20 protein-coding genes are annotated in these 22,378 nt (G+C 37.1%); 1 reads left to right on the top strand and 19 read right to left on the bottom strand.

What is annotated here, in order from left to right; translation table 11 throughout:
- Positions 1-69 precede the first annotated feature (69 nt).
- The 16 genes from ytxC to citZ all read right to left on the bottom strand — a co-directional run bounded on the left by ytxC (position 70) and on the right by citZ (position 17,456).
- Positions 70-912, bottom strand: a complete 843-nt coding sequence (gene ytxC, locus ACFOY7_RS11530) for a sporulation protein YtxC (RefSeq protein WP_390254067.1) — start codon at positions 910-912, stop codon at positions 70-72.
- Between the two features lie 553 nt (positions 913-1,465).
- The gene (gene dnaI / locus ACFOY7_RS11525) at positions 1,466-2,398 is read right to left on the bottom strand and encodes a primosomal protein DnaI (protein ID WP_390252231.1); all 933 of its coding nucleotides are present in this window, start codon (positions 2,396-2,398) and stop codon (positions 1,466-1,468) included.
- Between the two features lie 11 nt (positions 2,399-2,409).
- Positions 2,410-3,786, bottom strand: a complete 1,377-nt coding sequence (locus ACFOY7_RS11520) for a replication initiation and membrane attachment family protein (protein WP_390252230.1) — start codon at positions 3,784-3,786, stop codon at positions 2,410-2,412.
- 12 nt (positions 3,787-3,798) lie between these two features.
- Positions 3,799-4,266: a transcriptional regulator NrdR gene (nrdR, locus tag ACFOY7_RS11515; RefSeq protein WP_390252229.1), complete on the bottom strand. Its 468-nt coding sequence runs from the start codon at positions 4,264-4,266 to the stop codon at positions 3,799-3,801.
- A gap of 18 nt (positions 4,267-4,284) precedes the next feature.
- Positions 4,285-4,674 carry a cytosolic protein gene (locus ACFOY7_RS11510; RefSeq protein WP_390252228.1) on the bottom strand — a complete coding sequence of 130 codons (390 nt, stop codon included), beginning with the start codon at positions 4,672-4,674 and terminating at the stop codon, positions 4,285-4,287.
- A 293-nt stretch (positions 4,675-4,967) separates the two neighbouring features.
- Entirely contained in the window at positions 4,968-5,345 is a 378-nt protein-coding gene (speD, locus tag ACFOY7_RS11505) for an adenosylmethionine decarboxylase (protein ID WP_390252227.1), read from the bottom strand.
- A 334-nt stretch (positions 5,346-5,679) separates the two neighbouring features.
- Positions 5,680-6,288, bottom strand: coding sequence for a dephospho-CoA kinase (gene coaE, locus ACFOY7_RS11500; protein WP_390252226.1), 609 nt, complete (start codon positions 6,286-6,288; stop codon positions 5,680-5,682).
- A gap of 14 nt (positions 6,289-6,302) precedes the next feature.
- Positions 6,303-6,914 carry a manganese efflux pump gene (locus ACFOY7_RS11495; RefSeq protein ID WP_390252225.1) on the bottom strand — a complete coding sequence of 204 codons (612 nt, stop codon included), beginning with the start codon at positions 6,912-6,914 and terminating at the stop codon, positions 6,303-6,305.
- A gap of 62 nt (positions 6,915-6,976) precedes the next feature.
- A complete protein-coding gene (gene mutM / locus ACFOY7_RS11490; RefSeq protein ID WP_390252224.1) occupies positions 6,977-7,807 on the bottom strand; it encodes a DNA-formamidopyrimidine glycosylase in 831 nt (276 codons plus the stop codon).
- 18 nt (positions 7,808-7,825) lie between these two features.
- The gene (gene polA / locus ACFOY7_RS11485) at positions 7,826-10,468 is read right to left on the bottom strand and encodes a DNA polymerase I (RefSeq protein WP_390252223.1); all 2,643 of its coding nucleotides are present in this window, start codon (positions 10,466-10,468) and stop codon (positions 7,826-7,828) included.
- Between the two features lie 128 nt (positions 10,469-10,596).
- Positions 10,597-11,535 (bottom strand): protease modulator HflC, encoded by a 939-nt coding sequence (hflC, locus tag ACFOY7_RS11480; RefSeq protein ID WP_390252222.1) that lies wholly within the window; start codon positions 11,533-11,535, stop codon positions 10,597-10,599.
- Complete coding sequence (gene hflK, locus ACFOY7_RS11475; RefSeq protein ID WP_390252221.1) at positions 11,522-12,505, bottom strand: FtsH protease activity modulator HflK; 984 nt, start codon at positions 12,503-12,505, stop codon at positions 11,522-11,524. Before hflK ends, hflC begins: the two co-directional genes overlap by 14 nt.
- Before the next feature lie 173 nt (positions 12,506-12,678).
- Entirely contained in the window at positions 12,679-14,058 is a 1,380-nt protein-coding gene (gene pnpS, locus ACFOY7_RS11470; protein ID WP_390252220.1) for a two-component system histidine kinase PnpS, read from the bottom strand.
- Positions 14,058-14,753 (bottom strand): response regulator, encoded by a 696-nt coding sequence (locus ACFOY7_RS11465; protein WP_390252219.1) that lies wholly within the window; start codon positions 14,751-14,753, stop codon positions 14,058-14,060. Before ACFOY7_RS11465 ends, pnpS begins: the two co-directional genes overlap by 1 nt.
- Positions 14,754-14,966: 213 nt before the next feature.
- Positions 14,967-16,232: an NADP-dependent isocitrate dehydrogenase gene (gene icd, locus ACFOY7_RS11460; protein ID WP_390252218.1), complete on the bottom strand. Its 1,266-nt coding sequence runs from the start codon at positions 16,230-16,232 to the stop codon at positions 14,967-14,969.
- 108 nt (positions 16,233-16,340) lie between these two features.
- Positions 16,341-17,456, bottom strand: coding sequence for a citrate synthase (gene citZ, locus ACFOY7_RS11455; protein WP_390252217.1), 1,116 nt, complete (start codon positions 17,454-17,456; stop codon positions 16,341-16,343).
- Positions 17,457-17,760: 304 nt separating this feature from the next.
- On the opposite strand from citZ, the gene ytvI reads away from it, so the two are divergent.
- Complete coding sequence (gene ytvI, locus ACFOY7_RS11450; protein WP_390252216.1) at positions 17,761-18,888, top strand: sporulation integral membrane protein YtvI; 1,128 nt, start codon at positions 17,761-17,763, stop codon at positions 18,886-18,888.
- On the opposite strand, the gene ACFOY7_RS11445 is transcribed toward ytvI, so the two are convergent.
- The 3 genes from ACFOY7_RS11445 to pfkA form a co-directional block, all read right to left on the bottom strand.
- Entirely contained in the window at positions 18,869-19,261 is a 393-nt protein-coding gene (locus ACFOY7_RS11445) for an FxsA family protein (RefSeq protein ID WP_390252215.1), read from the bottom strand. The two genes, ytvI and ACFOY7_RS11445, sit on opposite strands and share 20 nt — an antisense overlap.
- Before the next feature lie 200 nt (positions 19,262-19,461).
- Positions 19,462-21,225, bottom strand: a complete 1,764-nt coding sequence (gene pyk / locus ACFOY7_RS11440; RefSeq protein ID WP_390252214.1) for a pyruvate kinase — start codon at positions 21,223-21,225, stop codon at positions 19,462-19,464.
- 64 nt (positions 21,226-21,289) lie between these two features.
- Positions 21,290-22,249, bottom strand: coding sequence for a 6-phosphofructokinase (gene pfkA, locus ACFOY7_RS11435; protein WP_390252213.1), 960 nt, complete (start codon positions 22,247-22,249; stop codon positions 21,290-21,292).
- Positions 22,250-22,378: the final 129 nt, after the last annotated feature.

The following is a 22,378-nucleotide window of genomic DNA, read 5'->3' as shown; positions in this document are numbered from 1 at the left end:
TATCTTGTCCTCTTCATAACAATAAATATTGATCTATGCGCTATATTATAACGACAGTTGCAGTAAAAATCAAGAGCCTTTTTCTACCTCCATTGAAAAAGGAAACTCTTCTGTTGGTAAAAAGGTGCAATTTTCCTGAAAAATATTGATTACTGTTGTCATCCGAGGCTCTGTAGAATCATCTCCGAACAAATACACATGATTTGGTGCAAGCATTATTAACGGGGATATGTTCCACTCCCCTTCTGATAAGCCAAAAACATATAGCGGAAACCTGCTCATTAAGTCAGTCATGTCTTTTTCCGTGTAATGCGTACCATCTTCACGGAAGAATTGAAACTGTTCTCCCTCTACCACATAAACGACGTCAACCTCTGGTTCCTTTCGTGTGATAAATTCCCTGACAGAATGGATAAATGATTGATAATCCTCTTCCCGCTTAAATTCATCAATGGCAAGTCCCACTAATTCTGTTAATTGTTCTATATAATGATGAAACCTGAAATGAACAATCGAATCAAAACGAATGGTCCCTTTTTCTAAATGAAGTATGAATATTGCTTGTAATATGTCGTGTAATTCATGCTGATGGATACGGTGCTCATATACATCTTCATCTTTTTCAATTAATGACATCGCCAGACTCGTAATCCGTTCTTTTTCTTCTGGATTTGTAAAATGGTACTTTTTTTCTAGAATGGTTTGAATCGCTGGGATTTCTCTATGTTTTATATAAACACTGCTTAACAGTTGCGATAACTTTTTCTTGCAAGTATCCCATTCCAACTCATCCTCTGGTAAGATATGAATCGTATGAATATCACCACGTTTTCGAAATGCCTTCCAATTTGCACAACCCTCTTTTATAAATTGGTAAAATGATTCCGCTTCATACACTTGCTCAAAATTCACTTCTAACAATTCTCATCACCCTCATCAGCATCAAACTGGTATATTATATGGGTGAAAAAGTGAAAAAATAACCAGAGAAATTGAAAACAGATTTAATTTGTGCGAGCATTACCTGTGGAGTTTGCATGGGCATAAGTAATAAAATTAGAACATAATCGTAAAATTTTTTCTGGAAATAAGAGGAAGGAATGCTGTGTTTTATATAAACCGTGTGGAGAAAAAACGATAAATTTAATGGATCTACTTATCATTTTTTTGACGGGGATGGGAAATTTGATGCTAATCAGATCCTCCTGCTGTGGATGACTGATATGAAGTGCAGTAAAGTGAATTTCTTTAAGAGGAAGCTGTGGCCAGCCCCAGAGGACGCGGAATACTCCTCCGGATCGACTGTCTTGGCACTCGACACTCACAAGCATTCTCTATAGTGTTATTCATACACTGTTTGTTCTACTGCGTATTAGAACCAATGCTTACTAGTGGTACATTCAAAATTTTAATTCTGTTATAGTTTGTCGTCAGCTGTAAAGTTTTGATAGGTTCCAGTCTCATTTTAGTTATTACGATATCTTTCTTCAAGCTCAACAGGTTTACTCAATTGCTTGATCCGTTCAACAATTCTCCCTGCCTTAATTGTCTCCACATCGCCACGGTTCGATGTAGCTAAATGTTTTTCTAATTGATCTAAATTAAAGTTCGATGTAAAAAATACTGGCAGTTCTTCTGTCATCCGGTATTGCATAATAGCTCCTAGTACCTCATCCCGAAACCATGACGATATTGTTTCCGCCCCAATATCATCAAACATGAGAACATCAACATTTTTAAAATGGTCCATTTTTGATTGTAATGAATCATCTTGAATAGATGACTTCATTACACGAACAAATTCTGGCATATAAATCATCGCTGTAGCAATATTTCGCTTTTTAAGCTCATTTGCGACAACCCCTAGAATATAAGACTTCCCTGTACCAAACGGTCCATGGATAAAAAGACCCTTTCGAAAATTATCCCGAGTATAATTTTGAACGAAATCGATCACTTCAGCCACAACGTTTTTTCTTTCGTAGGAATCTGTTTTTAATTCCGTTAATTCTGCTTGTCTAATTTGCTTCGGCATATACATGCTTTGCACAAGAGATTCTTTCTCTTTCATTAGATCTTCTTGCACTTTGTTAGAGCACCTTTCATAACGTAAAGATATATCCTTACCATCTAATTCGATATGCGGTGTATATCCTTTTAAAATATTTATACAACCTGTTAAGTTCGGACAATTTCTGCAATCTTTAGAAGCGTTATGGTATTCATACAATTTCATTAAATTACGGTTAATGTCATTCTCATCAAGTTCAATATGCTCACTTAAAATTGCCTGAATCTGTGGATCATTTAATACTTCTTCACTTATTGCTTGATAAGTTTCTCCTATTTTCTTGTTTGACTTCATCCATCTTTTCATTGCGGACTGAATTGGTTCCATTTGTATCATCCTTACTCATCATTGGCATGTTGGCGTAAATATTCTGCAAGCAATGCATCGGCTTCCTTCGCCTTCTTTGCCTTTTCCTCGTCTGTTTCTTGCTGTTTTGTACGCTTTTGCTCATCTTTTTGTTTCTTATACCAATCTGGGACAATATCTTTTTTATTAGATGTATAGCTTGTCCGTTTTTGTGGTGTCGAATTTGTCCACTGCTGATATTTTTTATTCTCAGACTTGGCTAGTGTCATTGCTTGTCTGACTGTTTTTACATTTTTGCGCGCCCAATGACTTGCTATTTTCTCCAAATAACTTTTCGACAATTTCATATCTGTTTTAAGCATCACATAATGAATCAGCACATTCATCACACCAGGGCTCAATCCTTGCTGTGTCATCACTTCACTTATTACCTTTAAATCCTGGTTAGATGCAGTAGCACCATCTGTCAAATCCTGCAGCAATTCTTTTGGAGATATATGTTCAAGCATTTCAATAAATTGCTCTTCTTTTGACTTCTTATCATCACTGCTTGCTTGCTGAGCAATTTTATCACGGTCATCTACCACTTTCAATGAGACCTTTTGATTAGGTGATTTGGCGAAGTCAAAACAAGCTTCTTTAAATTCCTGCCGATTAAAGCGGTGGTCTTCAGCAATCGCCCATAATAATGCTTTCTCTATTTCTTGATTTGTTAAATTATACAGCCCTGCCATTTGCTGAATTAATTTTTTATTGGAAACCGTTAAAATCGATGTTTTTGGCAGCATCCGCTGCTCCAATAATTGACCGATCCATTCAAAGTCGATCTCTTTCCCAACAACAATATGTTCTTCCTCATGCTCTTCTATTGAGAGAAGCTCGGTTTCTGTGACACCATCTTTCACTTGAAAGACATCTTTAAAATGCGCAGTTGTTTCCACCATATGAGAGGGATCCATCTCATTTTCCTTCACAAATGCCTGGTGTAACTTGTCGAACTTTTCCTTTCCTATTTCATGGAGAAGCAGCTGACTTAGAAAATCATTGTTGAAAAACCCAGCTGGAGAAAATGGCGGGTATAAAAGATAGCGAAAAACTCTGTCATCTGATTGGCTATATTCATATGTCTTTAATAAACCAATTGCTTCTAGTTTTCTCCGTGCTCGATAAATCCTGTCCAAGGGTAAACCAATATAATTCATTAACATATGGTGTGTCTGATAGTTGGATGATGAAAAGAATAATGTTGATTCAGTATGCAATGTCTGGTATAAGCAGAGAGCATCAATACCAATTAACGGCTGATATAAATGTGTTAACACATTTGTAAAAGAACTTGGTACATCACGAGATAATTCAACAATATAACGCTCTGATGGCAAAATCTTTCCTAAGTCACCTAGACTCATCCCGCTCGCTCCTTACTTCTTATCATTGTCTGACCGAATCAAGTCTTTCAACTCATCTAAAAATACATTTATGTCTTTAAATTGGCGGTATACTGATGCAAAACGAACGTAAGCAACCTCATCAATATGGACAAGTCGATCCATCACCATTTCTCCAATATGATTACTCTGTATTTCTGATGTTCCTCGATTGCGTAATTCTTTCTCAATATCAATAGCTATATTTTCGATTTGTTCCAAGGCAACTGGACGTTTCTCGCAAGCCCTGATTAAGCCGCGCATTAGTTTGTCACGGCTGAATTCTTCCCTTGTCCCCTCTTTTTTCACAACAATTAGTGGTACTTCCTCTATCCTTTCAAATGTTGTAAAACGGAATTGACAAGATTCGCATTCTCTGCGGCGGCGGATGGACCGCCCTTCCTCTATAGGCCGTGAATCTAGAACTTTTGTATTTTTGTAATGGCAATGTGGACATCGCACGGTATATCATCCTAACTTTTATTCTGTTGTACCAACAAAGTCTAATTCTTGTTTTATTTTATCATATAATTTAGGAATAAGTTTATGGCTGTAACCAAAGTCAAACGGAATGGCTGACTCGGTTGTTGCTGAAATATCGATCGCAGTACGATACGGTTTTACCATAATAATTGTCATAATTACAAAAACTTTTCGACCTGCTTTATAATTAAAACTCATTTCTCCATGATCTTTAGATACCCCTACAATTTCACATTCTTTCATATTTCGAAATAATGGCTCTAATTTATCAAACGCTTTATCTTTTGTTGTTTTAAAATAGTGTGTCTGTAATGCAGGATCCCAATGTTTATCTCTTGTTTCCGAGTGGTTATTGAAATTTTTATTTAACGTATTACGAAATGACATTTCTCGCTCACACCCTCATTATGTATTTATAGTTATTCCTATTTTAACACGTTTTCATGTAGAAAACGACGAAAGACTATAAATAACTAGAGATACATTTTGATGGGAAAATAAAAACTCTTACTTTAAACTGTAAGAGCAGAAACTATTTGTCCTATCATCAGCAATAGTCTCCTGGATCAATGGAGTCTTGCCACAACCTGATATCTGTCTAATCTATACATAGTAACCAAAGCGAGATAATAATAAAACGAAGCGCTATCCATAATGGATTAGCGCTTTATTTTACTATTTTACTGTGCCTTTATATTTTTCAATTGTACAGCACCCATACCTCTAGGCACTTCAATTATTTCCGTTGTTTTTGCATCCAACTCATCTTGGATATATTGCACAGCAACATGTGGATCGATGATATCGCCACATGTGTACACATCAATACTTGCATAGCCATGTTCCGGAAAACTGTGAATCGTTAAATGTGATTCCGAAATAATGACAACACCACTAACACCAAATGGAGCGAATTTATGAAAAGCTACCTCTCTCACTTCAGCTCCAGCTTTTAATGCTGCATTAACAAACGTCTTTTCTAACCGTTCCATATCGTTCAATATGTCAAGATTACATTCCCATAATTCCGCAATAACATGTCTTCCCATTGTATCCATTGTGTAATTCCCCCTTAATTCATAAGTTCTCTCGAAATCAATGCATGAATGACCACGGGGGAAAGTTAGTCCAAAGAGGTCCTAACCCTTTAAGTCTTCATTTGAATGCATTTATTCAAAAGATCTTTCTACAAGCTTAACATATTTCTTATGCATTGCCTATAAAAGATATGCAACAAGATTATATCGGGTTTTGGCCAATTTTACAAGTTATTTTGTCGAGATTTTTGTATTAATGTCTCCGCCTGTTGTGAAAGTCTGTAGAGTGAAAGCTTTCACCTGTGGAAAAATTATAATGATTTCACTCTTTATAAAAATCAGACGTTAATTATTTTTACCTGGTTCCCGATTTTAATCCCCACTTATGTAAAATGGCATCAAGTTGCTGTTTTGATGCTTCAATTGTGCCACTATTATCGACAACTTCATCAGCTAATTCCTTTTTCTTACATGGTGGCATTTGTGCATTCATTCGTTGTCTAGCCTCTGTTTCCGATAAGTTATTTCGTTCCATTAGACGCCTTAATTGTGTAGCTTCTTCTGTATAGACTACAATCGTTTTTTCAACTAAATATGTCAAATTATTTTCGAATAACAACGGAATATCCATCACGATGGTTGGGAAACCTTCCGCCTTTAGCCGTTCCTTCTCAAGCATCATTCGCTCCCTTACAGCTGGATGGACAATCGCATTAAGCTGTTCCCGTTTCGCACTATCTGTGAAAACAACTTTTCCAAGTTTTGTCCGATCCAATTGACCATCTTCCTGCAAGATATCTGTGCCAAAAACTTCTGCAATTTGTGCAAGTGCCGTCTCACCAGGCTCTACAACCTGCCGTGAGACGACATCTGCATCAATGACTGGTAGATCATAATCCTCTGCTAAAATTCTGCTAATTGTACTTTTCCCACTTGCAATGTTTCCCGTTAGTCCAATAATCATTACATCACCACCAATTATAATGGAGCAAGTATTATTTTAGTCATCCCTATTACAATTAATATACACCCTGGAATAAAACTTAGTCGATCCATCTTTTGAAATCCAGAGAAATATTTCCCTGTAATGAGACCAAGCTTCAGGAAAAGCAGGGTAATTGTCATTACCATTAGTGCTGCAATTATTCTGGGGACATCCAGCATGGAGATTGCCACACCTGCTCCAATGGAATCTAATGATAATGCTATGCCTAATACAAGCACTTCCACCCCATTAATTTTCCCTGATTGGTCAAGGTCTGCTTTCATCGGTTTTTTCAATATATCAAAGAAAAAGAAGAGTTTTTTCCATAAAGGTAATCGATTCACAGTTAATTTTACATTTGATAAAAGAAATACAATGCCAATAATTACTAAAATCGCCCCTGCTATTATTTCTGCTTGACTTTCCGATAAATACTTAACAATTAATTTACCCACAGTCATAGATAAAGTAATGACACTGCCAACAATTGCTGCAATCTTCGCCATCTGTCCAATTGACAATTCCATTTTCTTTAATCCATAAGTAAATGCTATGAAGAAACTATCCATACTAATCGCAATCGCTACAAGCGTAAGTGTAATCACAGTTCATGCCCCTTTACCGTATGATATCTGTAGTATATGGGCACAAACGGTATTCGGTGAAACTATGCTTGTGTTTGACAGTTCGGGCAATAATGCGTACCACGGCCACTAACCTTTATTTTTTCGATCGGTCTCCCACATGCTTGACATGGTTTCTCTGTCTGACCGTAGACCTTTAATTCCTGTTGGAACATGCCTATTTGTCCTTGCGAATTTACATAGGAACGAATCGTTGTACCACCTTGAGCAACCGCTTTTTCTAATGTTTCAATTGCCGCATCGACAATACGGTCCAAGGCTTTGTCAGACAGATCTGTTCCTTTCGTTAAAGGATGAACCCCTGCAAGATATAATGTTTCATCAACATAAATGTTACCAAGCCCAGCAATCACCGTCTGGTCTAATAAAATATTCTTAATAACGCGAGTACTTTTTTTAACTTTTTCCTTAAACAGATCGATGACAAAATCTGTCTCCAGCGGATCTTTTGCTAATTGTACTAATGGCTTGTCCAATAGCTCTTTCCCTTTTTCAAATAAGTGCATTGTACCAAACTTACGAACATCACGATAACGAAGCTCTGTCCCGTCAGTAAAAGAAAATATCACATGGGTGTGATCCTGCATCTTGTCCTTTTTGGGATAAACACCATATTTCCCTTCCATACGTAAATGAGAAACTAATACATAGTCGGTTAAATCAAACAATAAAAATTTACCTTTGCGGCGTATTTCCGTAATTGTCTGACCTGGCATCAGTTGCTTAAATTGTTCGACATCGTCTGGTGCCTGGATAATCTTGGGCCAGTGGACAGCAACACTTTCGACTGTTTTACCAACTACAAGCTGCCTTAATGTTTGTCTAATTGTTTCTACTTCTGGTAACTCTGGCATTTGTCTTACTCCTAACTATTATTTTGCATCATACCATGTATCGCCATGTGATGCATCAACCTTTAGTGGAACACTTAAATCTATTGCATTTTCCATCACATCTACTACAAGCTTTTCCATTGCTTCTAATTCGTCTTCAGGTACTTCTAAAATCAATTCATCATGTACTTGCAATAAGAGCTTAGCTTGTGTTTTTTCTTCTTTTAACCTCGTATCTAATTCAATCATTGCTAATTTAATGATATCAGCAGCACTTCCCTGAATTGGTGTATTCATCGCTGTTCGCTCAGCAAAACTTCTCACATTAAAATTCCTGCTCGTAATATCTGGCAAATAACGTCTGCGATTCATAATTGTTGTTACATAGCCGTTTTGTTTCGCTTCCTGGACAATGGCTTTCATATAATCCCGAACTGCTGGATAGCTTTCTAAATATCGCTCAATAAATCGTTTTGCTTCTTTTCTGGTAATACCTAAATTCTGTGATAAACCATAATCACTAATTCCATAAACAATTCCAAAGTTTACCGCCTTTGCTTGACGACGCATATTGCTCGTAACTTCTTCTTCCTTGACATGAAACACATCCATTGCTGTTTGGGTGTGAATATCTTTATCATTTTTAAAAGCTGCTTGTAATTTCTCATCTTTTGCAATATGGGCAAGTACACGTAATTCAATTTGAGAATAGTCAGCAGCAAGTATTTTCCAACCTGCTTTAGATGGCACAAATGCTTGGCGAATCTTGCGCCCTTCCTCAATTCTTATTGGAATGTTTTGCAAATTCGGATCAATCGAACTAAGACGACCAGTTTGTGTTAATGCCTGGTTAAATCGGGTATGGATTTTTTCTGAATCATTATGAATTACTCGAAGCAGTCCTGCAATATAAGTGGAATCCAGTTTTTTCAATTGACGATATAACAGTAATTTTTCAATAATCGGGTGTTTTCCAGCTAATTGCTCTAGCACATCTGCAGAGGTAGAATAACCTGTTTTTGTTTTCTTAATAACAGGTAGTTCTAATTTCTCGAATAGAATTGGTCCTAACTGTTTTGGTGAATTGACATTAAACGATTCCCCTGCTAATTCCTGGATATCATTCTCTAAAACATTTAGACGCTCAGTTAACTCCTTCCCCATGCCTTTTAGACGTTCGCGGTCAACTTTAACCCCTGTTGCTTCCATCTCACCTAGTACTAAAGCTAGCGGTAATTCTAGATCCATTAATAAATCAAGCTGTTTGTTGTCAGACAAAGCTTCTTCCATTTGGTCTTTGAGCAAATGAATCATCGAAGTTTTTCTCACAATATGTTCCTCATACTTGCTCGCATCATCCGGTAAGCCTTTTTTCGCACCTTTGCCATAAACTTCTTCATCAAGCATTATATCCGTTTTACCAAACCTGTGACTTATCGCTGGGATATCATGGTTATTATCTGATGGGTTGATTAAATAAGATGCTAGTAATAAATCGAATTGTATGCCTTTGATCGCAATATTAAGTCTGTTTAAAAGTACTGTTATTTTTTTTGCATCAAAAACATATTTCACTTTCGAATTATCTTCTGCCCAATTTTTGAACAAATCCGATTCTTCTAATAATTCGATCGGTATATAGAAATTTCCGTTCTCATTCACAATTGCAGCACCAATCATTTTCTCGTTATGATAGTTTTCATCCAATATCTCGATATCAAACGCATCACGGCCAGTGAAAAGTTCTCCCGTTATTTCCTCCACTTTTGTAAATTCAATCTCTGAGATCGGATCACTCGCTTCTCCTTCCTCCGCTTCGTCACCAGAAATTCTCCCGATAAGTGATTGGAAGCCAAGCTCTGTAAATATTGTCCGCACCTTTGTATGTTCATAGCCATCATACTGTACATCTGCTAAGCCAATTTCTAATGGAGAGGATTGGTTAATTGTAGCAAGCTCTTTACTCATAAATGCATCCTCTTTATAATTGGTTAAATTCTCTTTTAACTTTTTACCTGAAACCTCATCTAAATGGTCATATAAGTTTTCCAGGGTTTCATATTGCTTTAATAATTTGACCGCTGTTTTCTGTCCAACACCGGGAACACCAGGGATATTATCCGATTTATCTCCCATTAATGCTTTCAGGTCAATAACTTGCTCAGGAGAAATTTCCATTTCTTCTACTAATGTGGATGGATTATATGTTTTGACATCACTAATCCCTTTTTTCGTCAGGCTAACGTCTATTTGATCCGAAACGAGCTGAAGTAAGTCTTTATCTCCTGAGAATACTTTCACTTGCCAATTTTCCGCTTGTGCCTTGTGAGAAATGGTTCCGATAATATCATCCGCTTCATAATTTTCTAACTGATAATGCTTAATTTGGAAGGCATCCAGTAATTCCCGCAACAATGGAAACTGTTCACTAAGCTCTGATGGTGTTTTCTCCCGGCCGCCTTTGTATTCATTGTATGTTTTATGGCGAAAAGTCGTTTTCCCTGCATCGAATGCGACAAGTAAATGAGTCGGTTTTTCTTCCTCTAGCATTCGTAGCAGCATTGTCGTAAAACCGTACACTGCATTGGTATAAACACCTTTGTCATTGTTTAGTAATGGCAATGCAAAGAATGCACGATAGGCAATACTATTCCCATCAATTAAAACTAATTTATTGGACATCTTTAAAAGTCTCCTTTACCTGAACTGATCTGGTTTTTATTTTACCATTATTCGTGTCTATTATCATGTAATAGGAAAGGATGTAAAAGAAAAGTCTCACTTCCGCGGCAGAAGTGAGACTTTAAAATTTATTCTATATACCCTAACAAAATATCAGCATATGGCGAGCCTTGCGGGATAATAATTGTTGTCTCTCCATCAATTGTCTGTTTATAGGACTCTAATGTCCGGTATAACTGATAGAATTCCGGATCTTGTGAGAAGGAATTATTATACATTTCTGCTGCTTCTAATTCTCCTTCCGCCCGGATCTTCTCTGCTTCTGCATTTGCTTTTGACACCATTTCGGTGACTTCGCGATCAGCTTGTGCAATAATCCGCTTCTTCTCTGCTTCCCCTTGTGATAAATAACGTTGAGCTTGTGATTCACGTTCAGAGATCATGCGGTTGAAGATTGACTGTTCATTTTCTTCAGGTAAATCAGTCCGCTTTATTCTTACATCATCTACTTGTATACCATATTGATCACGTGCAAGTAACTCATTCACTTTTTCTGTAATCCGTTGATTTAAGTCACCTCTCGTACTTCCTTCATCATTAATAATTTCTTCATAATTCATTGACCCTAATTCTGAGCGAATAACAGAGAAAATAAATTCACCCATTCTTGCTTCCGCTCCCATTTCTGACCTTGCATTAGCAATCATCAATCCTGGATCAGTAATCTCCCATATTGCATAATTATCAATAATCATCCGTTTTTTATCTAATGTGTTTATTTCTCTTTCATTTACATCATAGACTAGTTTTTTATTTGGTAATGTTGTAAGCGATTGGAGTAATGGTATTCGGAAATTTAGCCCTGGTTCACTTTCAATCCGAACAACTTCCCCAAACTGTCGAACCACTTTATACTCTCCTTCTTTTACAACAAACATACTGCTAATAAAAACAATGGCAACAATAACAAAAAGTAATAGTGAAATTCCGATTTTGAGATATCGTTTTATTTGTTTTGGCGTCATTTTCTTCATATCGTACACGTTATCAGAATTATTGGTTGTCATTGGTGTTCCCCTCCTCACTGCTGTCCTCTGCATTGTCCTCTACTGGTGGAATTGTCGTTGCAGAGCCGTTTTGTCCAAGCGGTAAATACTTAATCGTATTTCCATCATCATTCATAATGTAAATATTGGCATTAGGTAATACTTCATCTAATGTTTCTAACACTAAACGCTGGCGTGTAATGTCCGGGTTACTTTGATATGCATCATACAGTGCATTAAACCCAGCCACATTACCACGTGCCGTTTCAATCCGTTCAACCTTATCTCCTTCTGCACGAGAGATGATTGCATCTTTTTCCCCTTGTGCTTCCTCAATAATCTCATTTCGATATTTATCTGCCTCATTTTTCTTTGTGTTCATTGTTTCTCTAGCATCCGTAACTTTCATAAATGCCTGACGCACTTCTTCATTTGGCAAGTCTACTTCCTGTAATTTTACATCTTGTATCGCAATTCCTACTTCATAATCTTCCATTACTGATACTAATAGATCTAGTACTTGATTTTCTATTTCTGCCTTTCCATCTGTCAATGCTTCATCAACGGTTGATGAACCAATAATGCTTCTTAATGAGGCAGATGTTGCATTATATAATATTTGTTCCGGATCATCCGCATGGAAAATATATTGTGCTGGCTCGATAATTTTCCATTGAACAACTAAGTCTGCTTGTAATATGTTTTCATCACCTGTAATCATCCGTACAATATCCGCGTTTTCTGCATTCTCAGGATCATAACCAAAATTCAGACTGAATGTCTCTTTTGATAGTTTTTCAACCGTTTGAACAGGCCACGGTAATTTAAAATGGAGCCCTGGCTCTGTTATCCCTTCGTCCGCTTTCCCGAATGTTATAACAACCGCTTGGTCGGATTCGTCCACAGTGTACCAGCTTGTTAGTGCAACAACACCTAGCACTATCGCAGCAGCCACGATACCAATCCAACTATAGATTTGTTTTAGTGTCATCCCTATTTCCCCCTCTTGTATATATAAAAATAATTCTTCTATATGTACGGTTAAACTGATCAAAAGGTTTCAAGAACCTGAACGAAACAGTACAGTATGTAAAACAAAAGTTCGATGTATTTAGTTGGTGGATACAGATACTAAAATCGTAAAAAAAAGCGGCAGGATTACTCCTACCACTCTTTTGGAAGTATAACGGTGAAAGTGGTGCCTTTATTAACTTCACTTTCCACTTCAATTTTCCCTTTATGTGCTTCCACAATGTGTTTAACAATCGCCAAACCTAACCCTGTGCCACCTGTATTACGGCTTCTGGCACGATCAACACGGTAAAATCGTTCAAAGATGCGATGAATAGAATCTTCAGGAATACCGATACCTGTATCGGCCACTTTTATCCTTACAGCATCTTTGTCACTGCTGATCTGCAGAGAAATCTCTCCACCTTCCGCTGTATAATTAATACCATTATAAAGTAAATTGAGCACAACTTGTTGCAGCCGATCAGGATCCCCATAAAAAGAGATCCCTTTTTCAAGGTTCACCTTAAAGCTGATTGATTTATTATTAGCTTGCTGTTCAATTAATGTTGTTATATTGGTTATCCATTCATCTATATGAATCATTTTTTTGGATAACTGCAACTCTTCTTTCTCTAACTTAGATAGCTCTAGCAAATCCTGAACCAATGCTTGCAATCTTGAGCTTTCTTTTAAAATAATATCAAGAAATTGTTTGCATAATTTTTCATCTTCCATTGCACCATCAAGTAATGTTTCTGAGAACCCTCTGATGGAAGTAATGGGTGTCTTCAATTCATGTGACACATTTGCAACGAAATCTTTTCGCATTTGTTCCACACGTTTCAAATCAGTAATATCATGGAATACAAGAACGGCACCTTTTAATTCTTTCACATCATTAATTACAGGTGCGCCTACCACCTCTATATGATGCTTTTGATTCTCAATCGACAGCGTAATGGCACCAGTCATTTTTTCTTCGTATAAAAATGTTTCTTGAACAACTCTATGGATACTTTTGTGTGCTAACACATCATAATATAAATAACCGATGTAATGTAACGAATTCTCACCAAATAATTGTAAAAACTTACGGTTAACCAGATGGACGTATCCCCGCTCATCAATTAACATTAATCCACTTTCCATATTATTGATCACAGTTTTCCACTGGCTTCCTTGCATCTTTTCTTGTATGTACATTTCTTGCAAGTTTCGTGCTAATTGATTAATTAGTTCACTTAATTGTTGAGCTTCACCAGCAGGTTTAACATATGTACGCACATTATAATTTCCTTTGACTAACTCATTGGTAACATTTATTGACGCACGAATCGGTTTTACATAATTCTCGAATAAATGATACATTAAAACTAATAAAATTATATAAGCAATTGTTAAAGCAAAAATGACAAAAAATTGTTCATCACCTGTTGTAAATGGCACAATAACTATGCCCATTAAAATAAAGACAGAAGTCATCATCACAGTGTATCTTAAAAACAGATTGCCTTTACTCCCGTCACCCATTAAGACGGCTCCTCCATTTTGTAACCAAGTCCGCGAATTGTTTTAATATAGACTGGATGTTTCGTGTCTGGTTCGATTTTCTCCCGTAAATGACTAACATGGACATCAACAATTCTTGTATCGCCAACAAAGTCATAATTCCATACAGCACTTAATAACTGGTCCCTTGATAATACTTTCCCTTTATGTTTAGCCAGATAATGCAATAATTCAAACTCTTTCCTGGTAAAACTTAATGTATCCCCATTAATCGTTGCTTCATATTGTTGCGGATAAATGATTAAATCCGATATTTTAATAAAAGGTTGGTCTGATGGCGTATCCCTTTGTCTTGTTCTTCTTAAGATTGCCTTAATGCGTGCAACCACTTCCTTAGGGCTAAATGGTTTTGTTAAATAGTCATCAGCGCCTAGTTCCAATCCGAGAACTTTATCAAACTCATCATCTTTTGCTGTCAGCATTAAAATTGGTGTGTCCACTTGCTTCTGTCTCAATGCTTTGCAAACATCTGTCCCTTCCATACCAGGCAGCATTAAATCAAGCACAATTAAATCGAACTCTCCTGTGGATGCTTTCTCAAGGCCTTCCACACCGTCATAAGCTACTTCAGTCTGAAAACCTGACTTCTCAATATTATATTGTAAAAGTGTAACAATCGATTGTTCGTCATCGACAATTAAGACTTTCTCTTCCATTCAAGCACCCCATCTACTATCTATATTACCCCTATCATACATTGACAGGAAACGATTGTGAATAGATTAGACCCGTAAAAAAACAAATTTACTGTTAATTTTTATTTACAATTCTTAAAATTTATTTAACAAAAAAGGAATTGTAATAGGAAAGCCTGCCAGTAAGAAACAAAAGACATATAAAAACCTCCCACATAAGGGAGGTTTCTGTAATTAACCCATATTTTTAATTAATTCATCAGCAAACTCTGAAGCTTTTACCTCAGTTGCACCATCCATTAGACGAGCAAAGTCATATGTTACAACTTTAGAGCCAATCGTTTTATCCATGGATTTAACGATTAAATCAGCTGCTTCTCTCCAGCCCAGGTGTTCAAGCATAAGTACACCTGAAAGAATAACGGAAGATGGGTTTACTTTGTCAAGACCAGCGTATTTAGGAGCCGTACCGTGAGTAGCTTCAAAAATCGCGTGTCCTGATTCGTAGTTAATGTTCGCACCTGGTGCAATACCAATACCCCCAACTTGTGCTGCTAATGCATCAGAGATATAATCACCATTCAAGTTCATTGTTGCTACAACATCAAATTCTTTCGGACGTGTAAGGATTTGCTGTAAGAAAATGTCTGCAATCGCATCTTTCACAATAATTTTACCAGCTGCTTCTGCTTCAGACTGTGCTTGATCTGCTGCCCCGCGGCCTTTTTCTTCAGCAATTTTGTCATACTCAGCCCACGTGAATACTTTGTCACCGTATTCTTTCTCAGCAAGTTCATAACCCCAGTTTTTGAACGCACCTTCTGTGAATTTCATGATGTTACCTTTATGTACTAAAGTAACACTCTTACGGCCTTCTTTGATCGCATAATCAATTGCTGCGCGAACCAGACGACTTGTTCCTTCTTCAGATACTGGCTTCACACCTATACCAGAAGTTTCAGGGAAACGAATATTTGTTACACCCATTTCATTTTGTAAGAAGTCGATTACTTTTTTCACTTCGTCAGAACCTTTTTGCCATTCGATACCTGCATAAATATCTTCCGTGTTCTCACGGAAAATTACCATATCGGTATCTTCCGGACGTTTTACTGGAGAAGGTACACCTTCAAACCAGCGTACTGGACGAAGACATGTAAATAAGTCTAATTTTTGGCGTAATGCAACGTTTAATGATCGGATACCGCCACCGATTGGAGTAGTAAGAGGTCCCTTGATTGCAATTTTATATTCGCGAATAGCGTCTAAAGTTGCTTCCGGAAGCCACTCACCAGTTTGATTGTATGCTTTTTCCCCTGCTAGTACTTCTTTCCACTCAATACCTTTTTCACCATTATATGCTTTTTCAACCGCTGCTTCTAGAACACGGCTAGCTGCTGCCCAAATATCAGGACCAGTTCCGTCTCCTTCGATAAATGGAATAATTGGTTTATTTGGTGTTTGCACCTTACCGTTTTCTACTGTAATTTTTTCTCCCATTCTTTAACCTCCTAAAATATAATCACTATCATTATAGCATGTATAGAAAAACTAGACGAATCAGAAAGTAAAACTGCCTGATAATTTCGCCTTCGTTTTTACTCCAAATTAACGTTCGTTAATATCAACATATTTTTGCTGCTCTGGACCAACATATTCGGCACGCGGGCGGATTAAGCGGTTATTCTCATACTGTTCTAAAATGTGGGCAATCCAACCAGAGAAACGACTCATCGCGAACATTGGTGTATATAAATCATGCTTGATTCCTAAACAATGGTACACAGAAGCGGAATAAAAATCAACATTTGCCGGTAAGCCTTTTTCTGCTTTAATATACTCTTCAATTTGCTCTGACATCTCATACCACTTTTCCATACCGTGAAGTGATGTTAATTCTTTAGACATTTTCTTTAAATGCTTGGCACGTGGATCACCTGTTTTATAAACCCTGTGCCCCATTCCCATAATTTTTTCTTTATTAGCCATTTTTTCTTTCACATATGGAAGCGCATTTTCTGTATCGCCAATTTCAAGCAGCATATTCATTACGGCTTCATTCGCCCCACCGTGAAGTGGACCTTTTAATGCACTGATTGCTGCAGTAATGCCTGAATACATATCAGATAATGTGGCAACACACACACGAGAAGTGAAAGTTGATGCATTCAATTCGTGATCCGCATGTAAAACCAATGCTTTATTTATCGCTTCTTCTTCTAGTTCAGATGGTATTTCCCCTTTTAGCATATATAAGAAGTTTGCTGCATAACTTAACCCTTCCTTTGGTTGGATGGGATCTTTCCCATCACGAACTCTAGAGAACGCTGTAACGACTGAAGCAACTTTCGCTTGCAGCCGGATGGCCTTTCGTTTGTTTGCATCTTCACTCATGTCATCTGCTTCTTCATCATAAAGGCCTAGTAACGAGATCGCTGTACGTAATGCCCCCATTGGATGTACTTTATGTATTTCATACGATTTAAAGTGATCAATTATCCCTGATGGAATAGCCATATTATTGAACAGGTCTTTTTCCAATTGTGCTAATTCTTCTTTATTTGGAAGGCGTTTATTCCATAGTAAAAAAACAACTTCCTCGAAACTAGCGTTTTCAGCAAGGTCATCAATCGTATAACCAACATATGTAAGTTGATCATCAATAATCGAACTAATCTTTGTCTCTGCTGCAACTACCCCTTCAAGTCCTTTCGTTGTTGACATAACATCTCTCTCCTTTTCATATCCTTTTTTCAATAATCTCTTATCCTCAAAAGCTCTTAAAATAGGTACTTTTGAACATCCCCATGCTTATTATTATAAACAAAGAAAATTAGATAGTAAATGAAAACGATTAAATTTAAGCATATAATCTTCCTGTTTGCATAGCTTGTACTAACAAGACAATACGAGAACATATATTAAGTTATGTTAAATAAATTTTGAAAAGCCTCTGACCCTTATTATCTTAACATATTTTAATATATTTTGAAAAATATCAATGTTCGTTCATGAGGGGATTAAAATAATGAATATTCCAAATAAATTAGTCTATCGTTCTGTGCTTTTACTGGTTATTCTCGTTATCTTCATTCTAGTATTGTTTTCTTCTATCCAATACTTGTTTCCGTTTTTATTAGCATGCTTTTTTTCGATTATGTTATATCCATTCATACAATTCATCAAAAAAACGTTCAACTTCCAGCATACCTTTGCATGTGTTGTAGTATTATTCTTTTCCATCATTTCGATTGCCTTATTATTTGCATTCATCCTTATCGAAATTATTGATGGAATCATTTATTTAGCAAAATGGCTGCCAAGCCCCTTTCATACATTTTTAATAGACATTTCCGGAAAAATCAGCAGCTGGTTATTGCCATTGTTTAGCAAACTGAATAGTTATATGGACAGTTTAACCCCTGAGCAAAATGCTTTGATGAAGGAGCAGTTAGATGAAATCAGTATAAGTTTTGCTGATCAGTTTGCCAACTTTTTGGAAAATGTGCTCAGTTCAATCGGTGAACAATTAGCAGCATTACCTGGTATGATGACAATTATTGTCTTTTCTTTGTTGTGTACTTTCTTTATATGCAAAGATTGGCCTAAATTTGACCATTGGCTGGAACAAAATATTACCGATTCCATCTACCAAGTCCCATTTCAAATCTATGATCAGTTAAAAATTACATTAGTAAAGTATCTGAAAGCACAGTTGATTTTGATTAGTATTTCATTTATCACTATTTTAATCGGGCTTTTGCTTTTAAGAATCGAACATGCTTTTACCATTGCCCTGATTATGTCCGCATTAGACTTGCTGCCGATACTAGGAACAGGCGTTGTATTTATCCCGTGGGCATTGTACTTACTTTTAAGTGGACAAAACATATTAGCGATTTTTTTAATGGGGCTATACTTGCTCATTATTATTCAAAGGCAAATATTAGAACCCAAACTATTATCTGAAGCGATTGGGATCCATCCAATATTAACGATCCTGGCGGTATATTTGGGTTTTCAATTCTTTGGTTTACATGGGCTTTGGGCGGGACCACTTATTCTTTTTCTAGGTAAAGCTGCACATCAAGCGAGACTTTTTAAAACAATTAGCCACTTTCTAAAAACCGGAACTTTTAACGTCGATAGATCGTAAACCGCCCACTAGTCATCAATTTTTGAAGGAGTTTTTTAATCATTTCTTTTACTGGTTTTCTTGTTGAAGGAATTAACAGGACGAAGCCAAACGCATCAGTAATAAATCCTGGCGTAAGCAGTACAATACCGCCAATCAAAATACATAGCCCATCAAAGATTTCTTCTTGTGGTGACTGGCCCATTTGCATTGCTTGCTGTGCTTTTCGAACGGTTTCAAGTCCTTGCTTCTTAGCTAACCATGCACCTGCAATTCCTGTTAAGACAATTAGTAATACAACCCACCATGGACCGACCTGACCACCAGCCCATATCATTACACCTATTTCTAATGCGGGCATAACTAAAATCGCTATAAAAATCCAACGAAACATCTACATCAAATCCTTTCTGTTTTCAGTAAATATCCTTCGGTACGTGTTTCATCAATTAATATATTTGAGCAGTTTCTAATCCTTCAATCACATTTTATAGGGTGCATTTTGATATGTTGAACAATTGAATCCTTTCCCATATAAAAATAGAGAAGCAGAACATTAATTGTCCTGCTCCTCTATTATAACATGTCTATCAATTATAGTACGCTTGCGTGACCTGCATAGATATCACCTTTGTGTGCATCTATAGTAATATCCTGACCGTCTTTGATAAATTCCAGGGCTTTTTCCACCCCAACAATTACTGGGATTCCCAGGCTTAAACCAACAACAGCCGCATGTGATGTTAAGCCGCCTTCATCGGTAATTATTCCTGCAGCTTTTTCAATTGCTGGCATCATATCTTTGTCTGTACCATATGTCACAATAATGTCATCTTGTTTAACTTTTAGTTTTGCCTCGTCCGCATCTTTTACAACAGCTGCTCGTCCATATGCACTGCCTTTACCAACACCTTGTCCTTTTGCAAGAACATCGCCGATTACGTGTATTTTCATTAAGTTTGTTGTTCCACTTTCTCCTACTGGTACACCAGCAGTTATAATTACACGGTCTCCGCGCTTAAAGTGTCCTGTTTTAAGCCCTCTTTCAATTGCTTCTTCTAACACATCATCTGTTGTGTGTAGTAAGTTTCCAACAATTGTTTCTACTCCCCAGACAAGGGCAAGTCTTCTACTTACTTGTTCATTGAATGTCATCGCAATGATAGGTGCTTCGGGACGATATTTAGAAATATTTCGTGCAGTATACCCGCTAACAGTTGGTGTAAGAATTGCATCAACGTTCAGGTTCATTGCAGAGTGATTCACTGATTGGCTGATCGCATCAGTAATTGTCATATCTGTTGCTTTAGAACGAGCGTCTAATACTGTTTTATGATTAATCGCTGTTTCCGCTTTTCTTGCGATATTACTCATCGTAAGTACCGCCTCGATAGGATAATCTCCTGCTGCAGTCTCTCCTGAAAGCATAATTGCATCAGTTCCATCAAAGATAGCATTGGCAACATCGGAAGCCTCCGCTCTTGTTGGACGAGGATTACGCTGCATTGAATCTAACATTTGTGTTGCTGTTATTACAGGTTTTCCAGCATTATTACATTTTTCGATCATTTCTTTTTGTACTAGCGGTACATCTTCTGGCGGAATTTCCACACCTAAATCACCACGTGCTACCATTAATCCATCACTAACTTGCAAGATAGCATCAAGATTATCAACACCTTCTTGATTCTCAATCTTTGGAATGATTTGAATATGTGTTGCATTGTTTTCTTCCAGTAAGCCACGGATTTCTAAAACATCCGATGCACGACGTACAAATGAAGCAGCGATAAAGTCTACCCCTTGTTCAATCCCAAATTTAATATCTGCGGCATCTTTATCTGTGATCCCTGGTAATTTCACACTTACATTTGGTACATTTACACCTTTTTTATTTTTTAATAGACCAGAGTTTAAGGCAACTGTCTTTAGTTCATTTTGGTCTTTCAGTACTTCCACTACTTCTAATGCAATAAGACCATCATCTAATAGCAATTTTGAACCTGGTTCTACGTCATTGATCAATTGAGGGTATGTTACACTAATTCTTTCAGCATCCCCTTCAATCGAAGCATCCATGGAAACATAAACCGTTTTTCCTTTAGTAATGTCTGCTTTTCCGTCCTTTAGTACCCCTGTTCTAATTTCAGGACCTTTTGTATCTAACAAAATCGCAACAGTTTTCCCTAATTTCTCCGCTGCTTTACGGATATTTTTAATTCTGGCACCATGCTCTTCAAAGTCTCCATGGGAAAAATTCAATCTAGCAACATTCATACCAGCTTCCATTAATTGTTCTAGTTTATCAATCGTTTCCGATGCAGGTCCAATTGTACATACTATCTTTGTTCTTCTCATAATATTTCTATTTCCTCCTTCAGTTTTCTAAATTGTATGTATTCATACCAATCTAGCTCACGGGCTAGATTGATAATTGATTTGATAAATCATACATGTTCATATTGACTGCATGTTTTTTATTTAGTATTTCAAGAATATCGTGGCTGACCACCAGATTATTCTGTATCCCTACCATGCGACCACCAATTCCATCGATTAGTAAGTCAACCGCTTTTGCACCGAGACGGCTTGCAAGCACGCGGTCATATCCCGACGGGGATCCGCCACGTTGAATATGGCCAAGCACTGTTACGCGAGTTTCCATCTTGGTTTCTTCTTCTATTCTCTTCCCGTACTCCATCCCACTGCCGACACCTTCTGCCAGGATGATAATACTATGCTTTTTACCGCGTTCCTGACCACGGTTTAATTTCGCAACAACACTTTCAAAGCTTTCTTTTTTCTCGGGAATAATCACACTTTCTGCACCATTTGCTAATCCTGCCCATAGTGCTAAATCACCTGCGTCCCGTCCCATAACTTCAATAACATATGTACGTTCGTGCGATGTGGCCGTATCACGAATTTTATCTACTGCATCAACAATAGTATTTAATGCTGTATCAAAACCAATCGTATAATCTGTTCCTGGAATATCGTTATCAATTGTTCCTGGTACACCAATACATGGGAAGCCTTTTTCTGTTAATTTAGCTGCACCGCGGAATGATCCATCTCCACCAATAACGATAAGCCCTTCGATACCAAATTTCTTCATCTGTTCGATTGCTTTTTGTTGTCCTTGATCTGTTTTAAATTCTTCAGATCTTGCTGAATAAAGAACCGTTCCTCCACGTTGGATGATATCCCCAACCGAACCAAGTTCCATTTTCTTGATATTACCTTCCATTAGGCCTTCATAGCCGTTATATACACCAAACACTTCTAAGTTGTGGTATATTGCCTTCCGAACAACGGCACGTACTGCTGCATTCATTCCAGGTGCATCTCCACCACTAGTTAAAACGCCGATTTTCTGCATTATGTCACCTCTTTTTCAAAATAAAATGTCCCTATTCATTTCTCCCCATTTTACTTGTATCTTAAACAAGTGTACTCCATAAATGATTATACATGAATTCTATTCTAAACTCACGTTTTTGCTTATGAA

This window comes from Gracilibacillus xinjiangensis (assembly GCF_042651765.1).
Lineage (GTDB): Bacteria > Bacillota > Bacilli > Bacillales > Amphibacillaceae > Gracilibacillus > Gracilibacillus xinjiangensis.
Note: the sequence above shows the minus strand (reverse complement) of the source record. Positions and strands in the feature narration are given on the sequence as shown.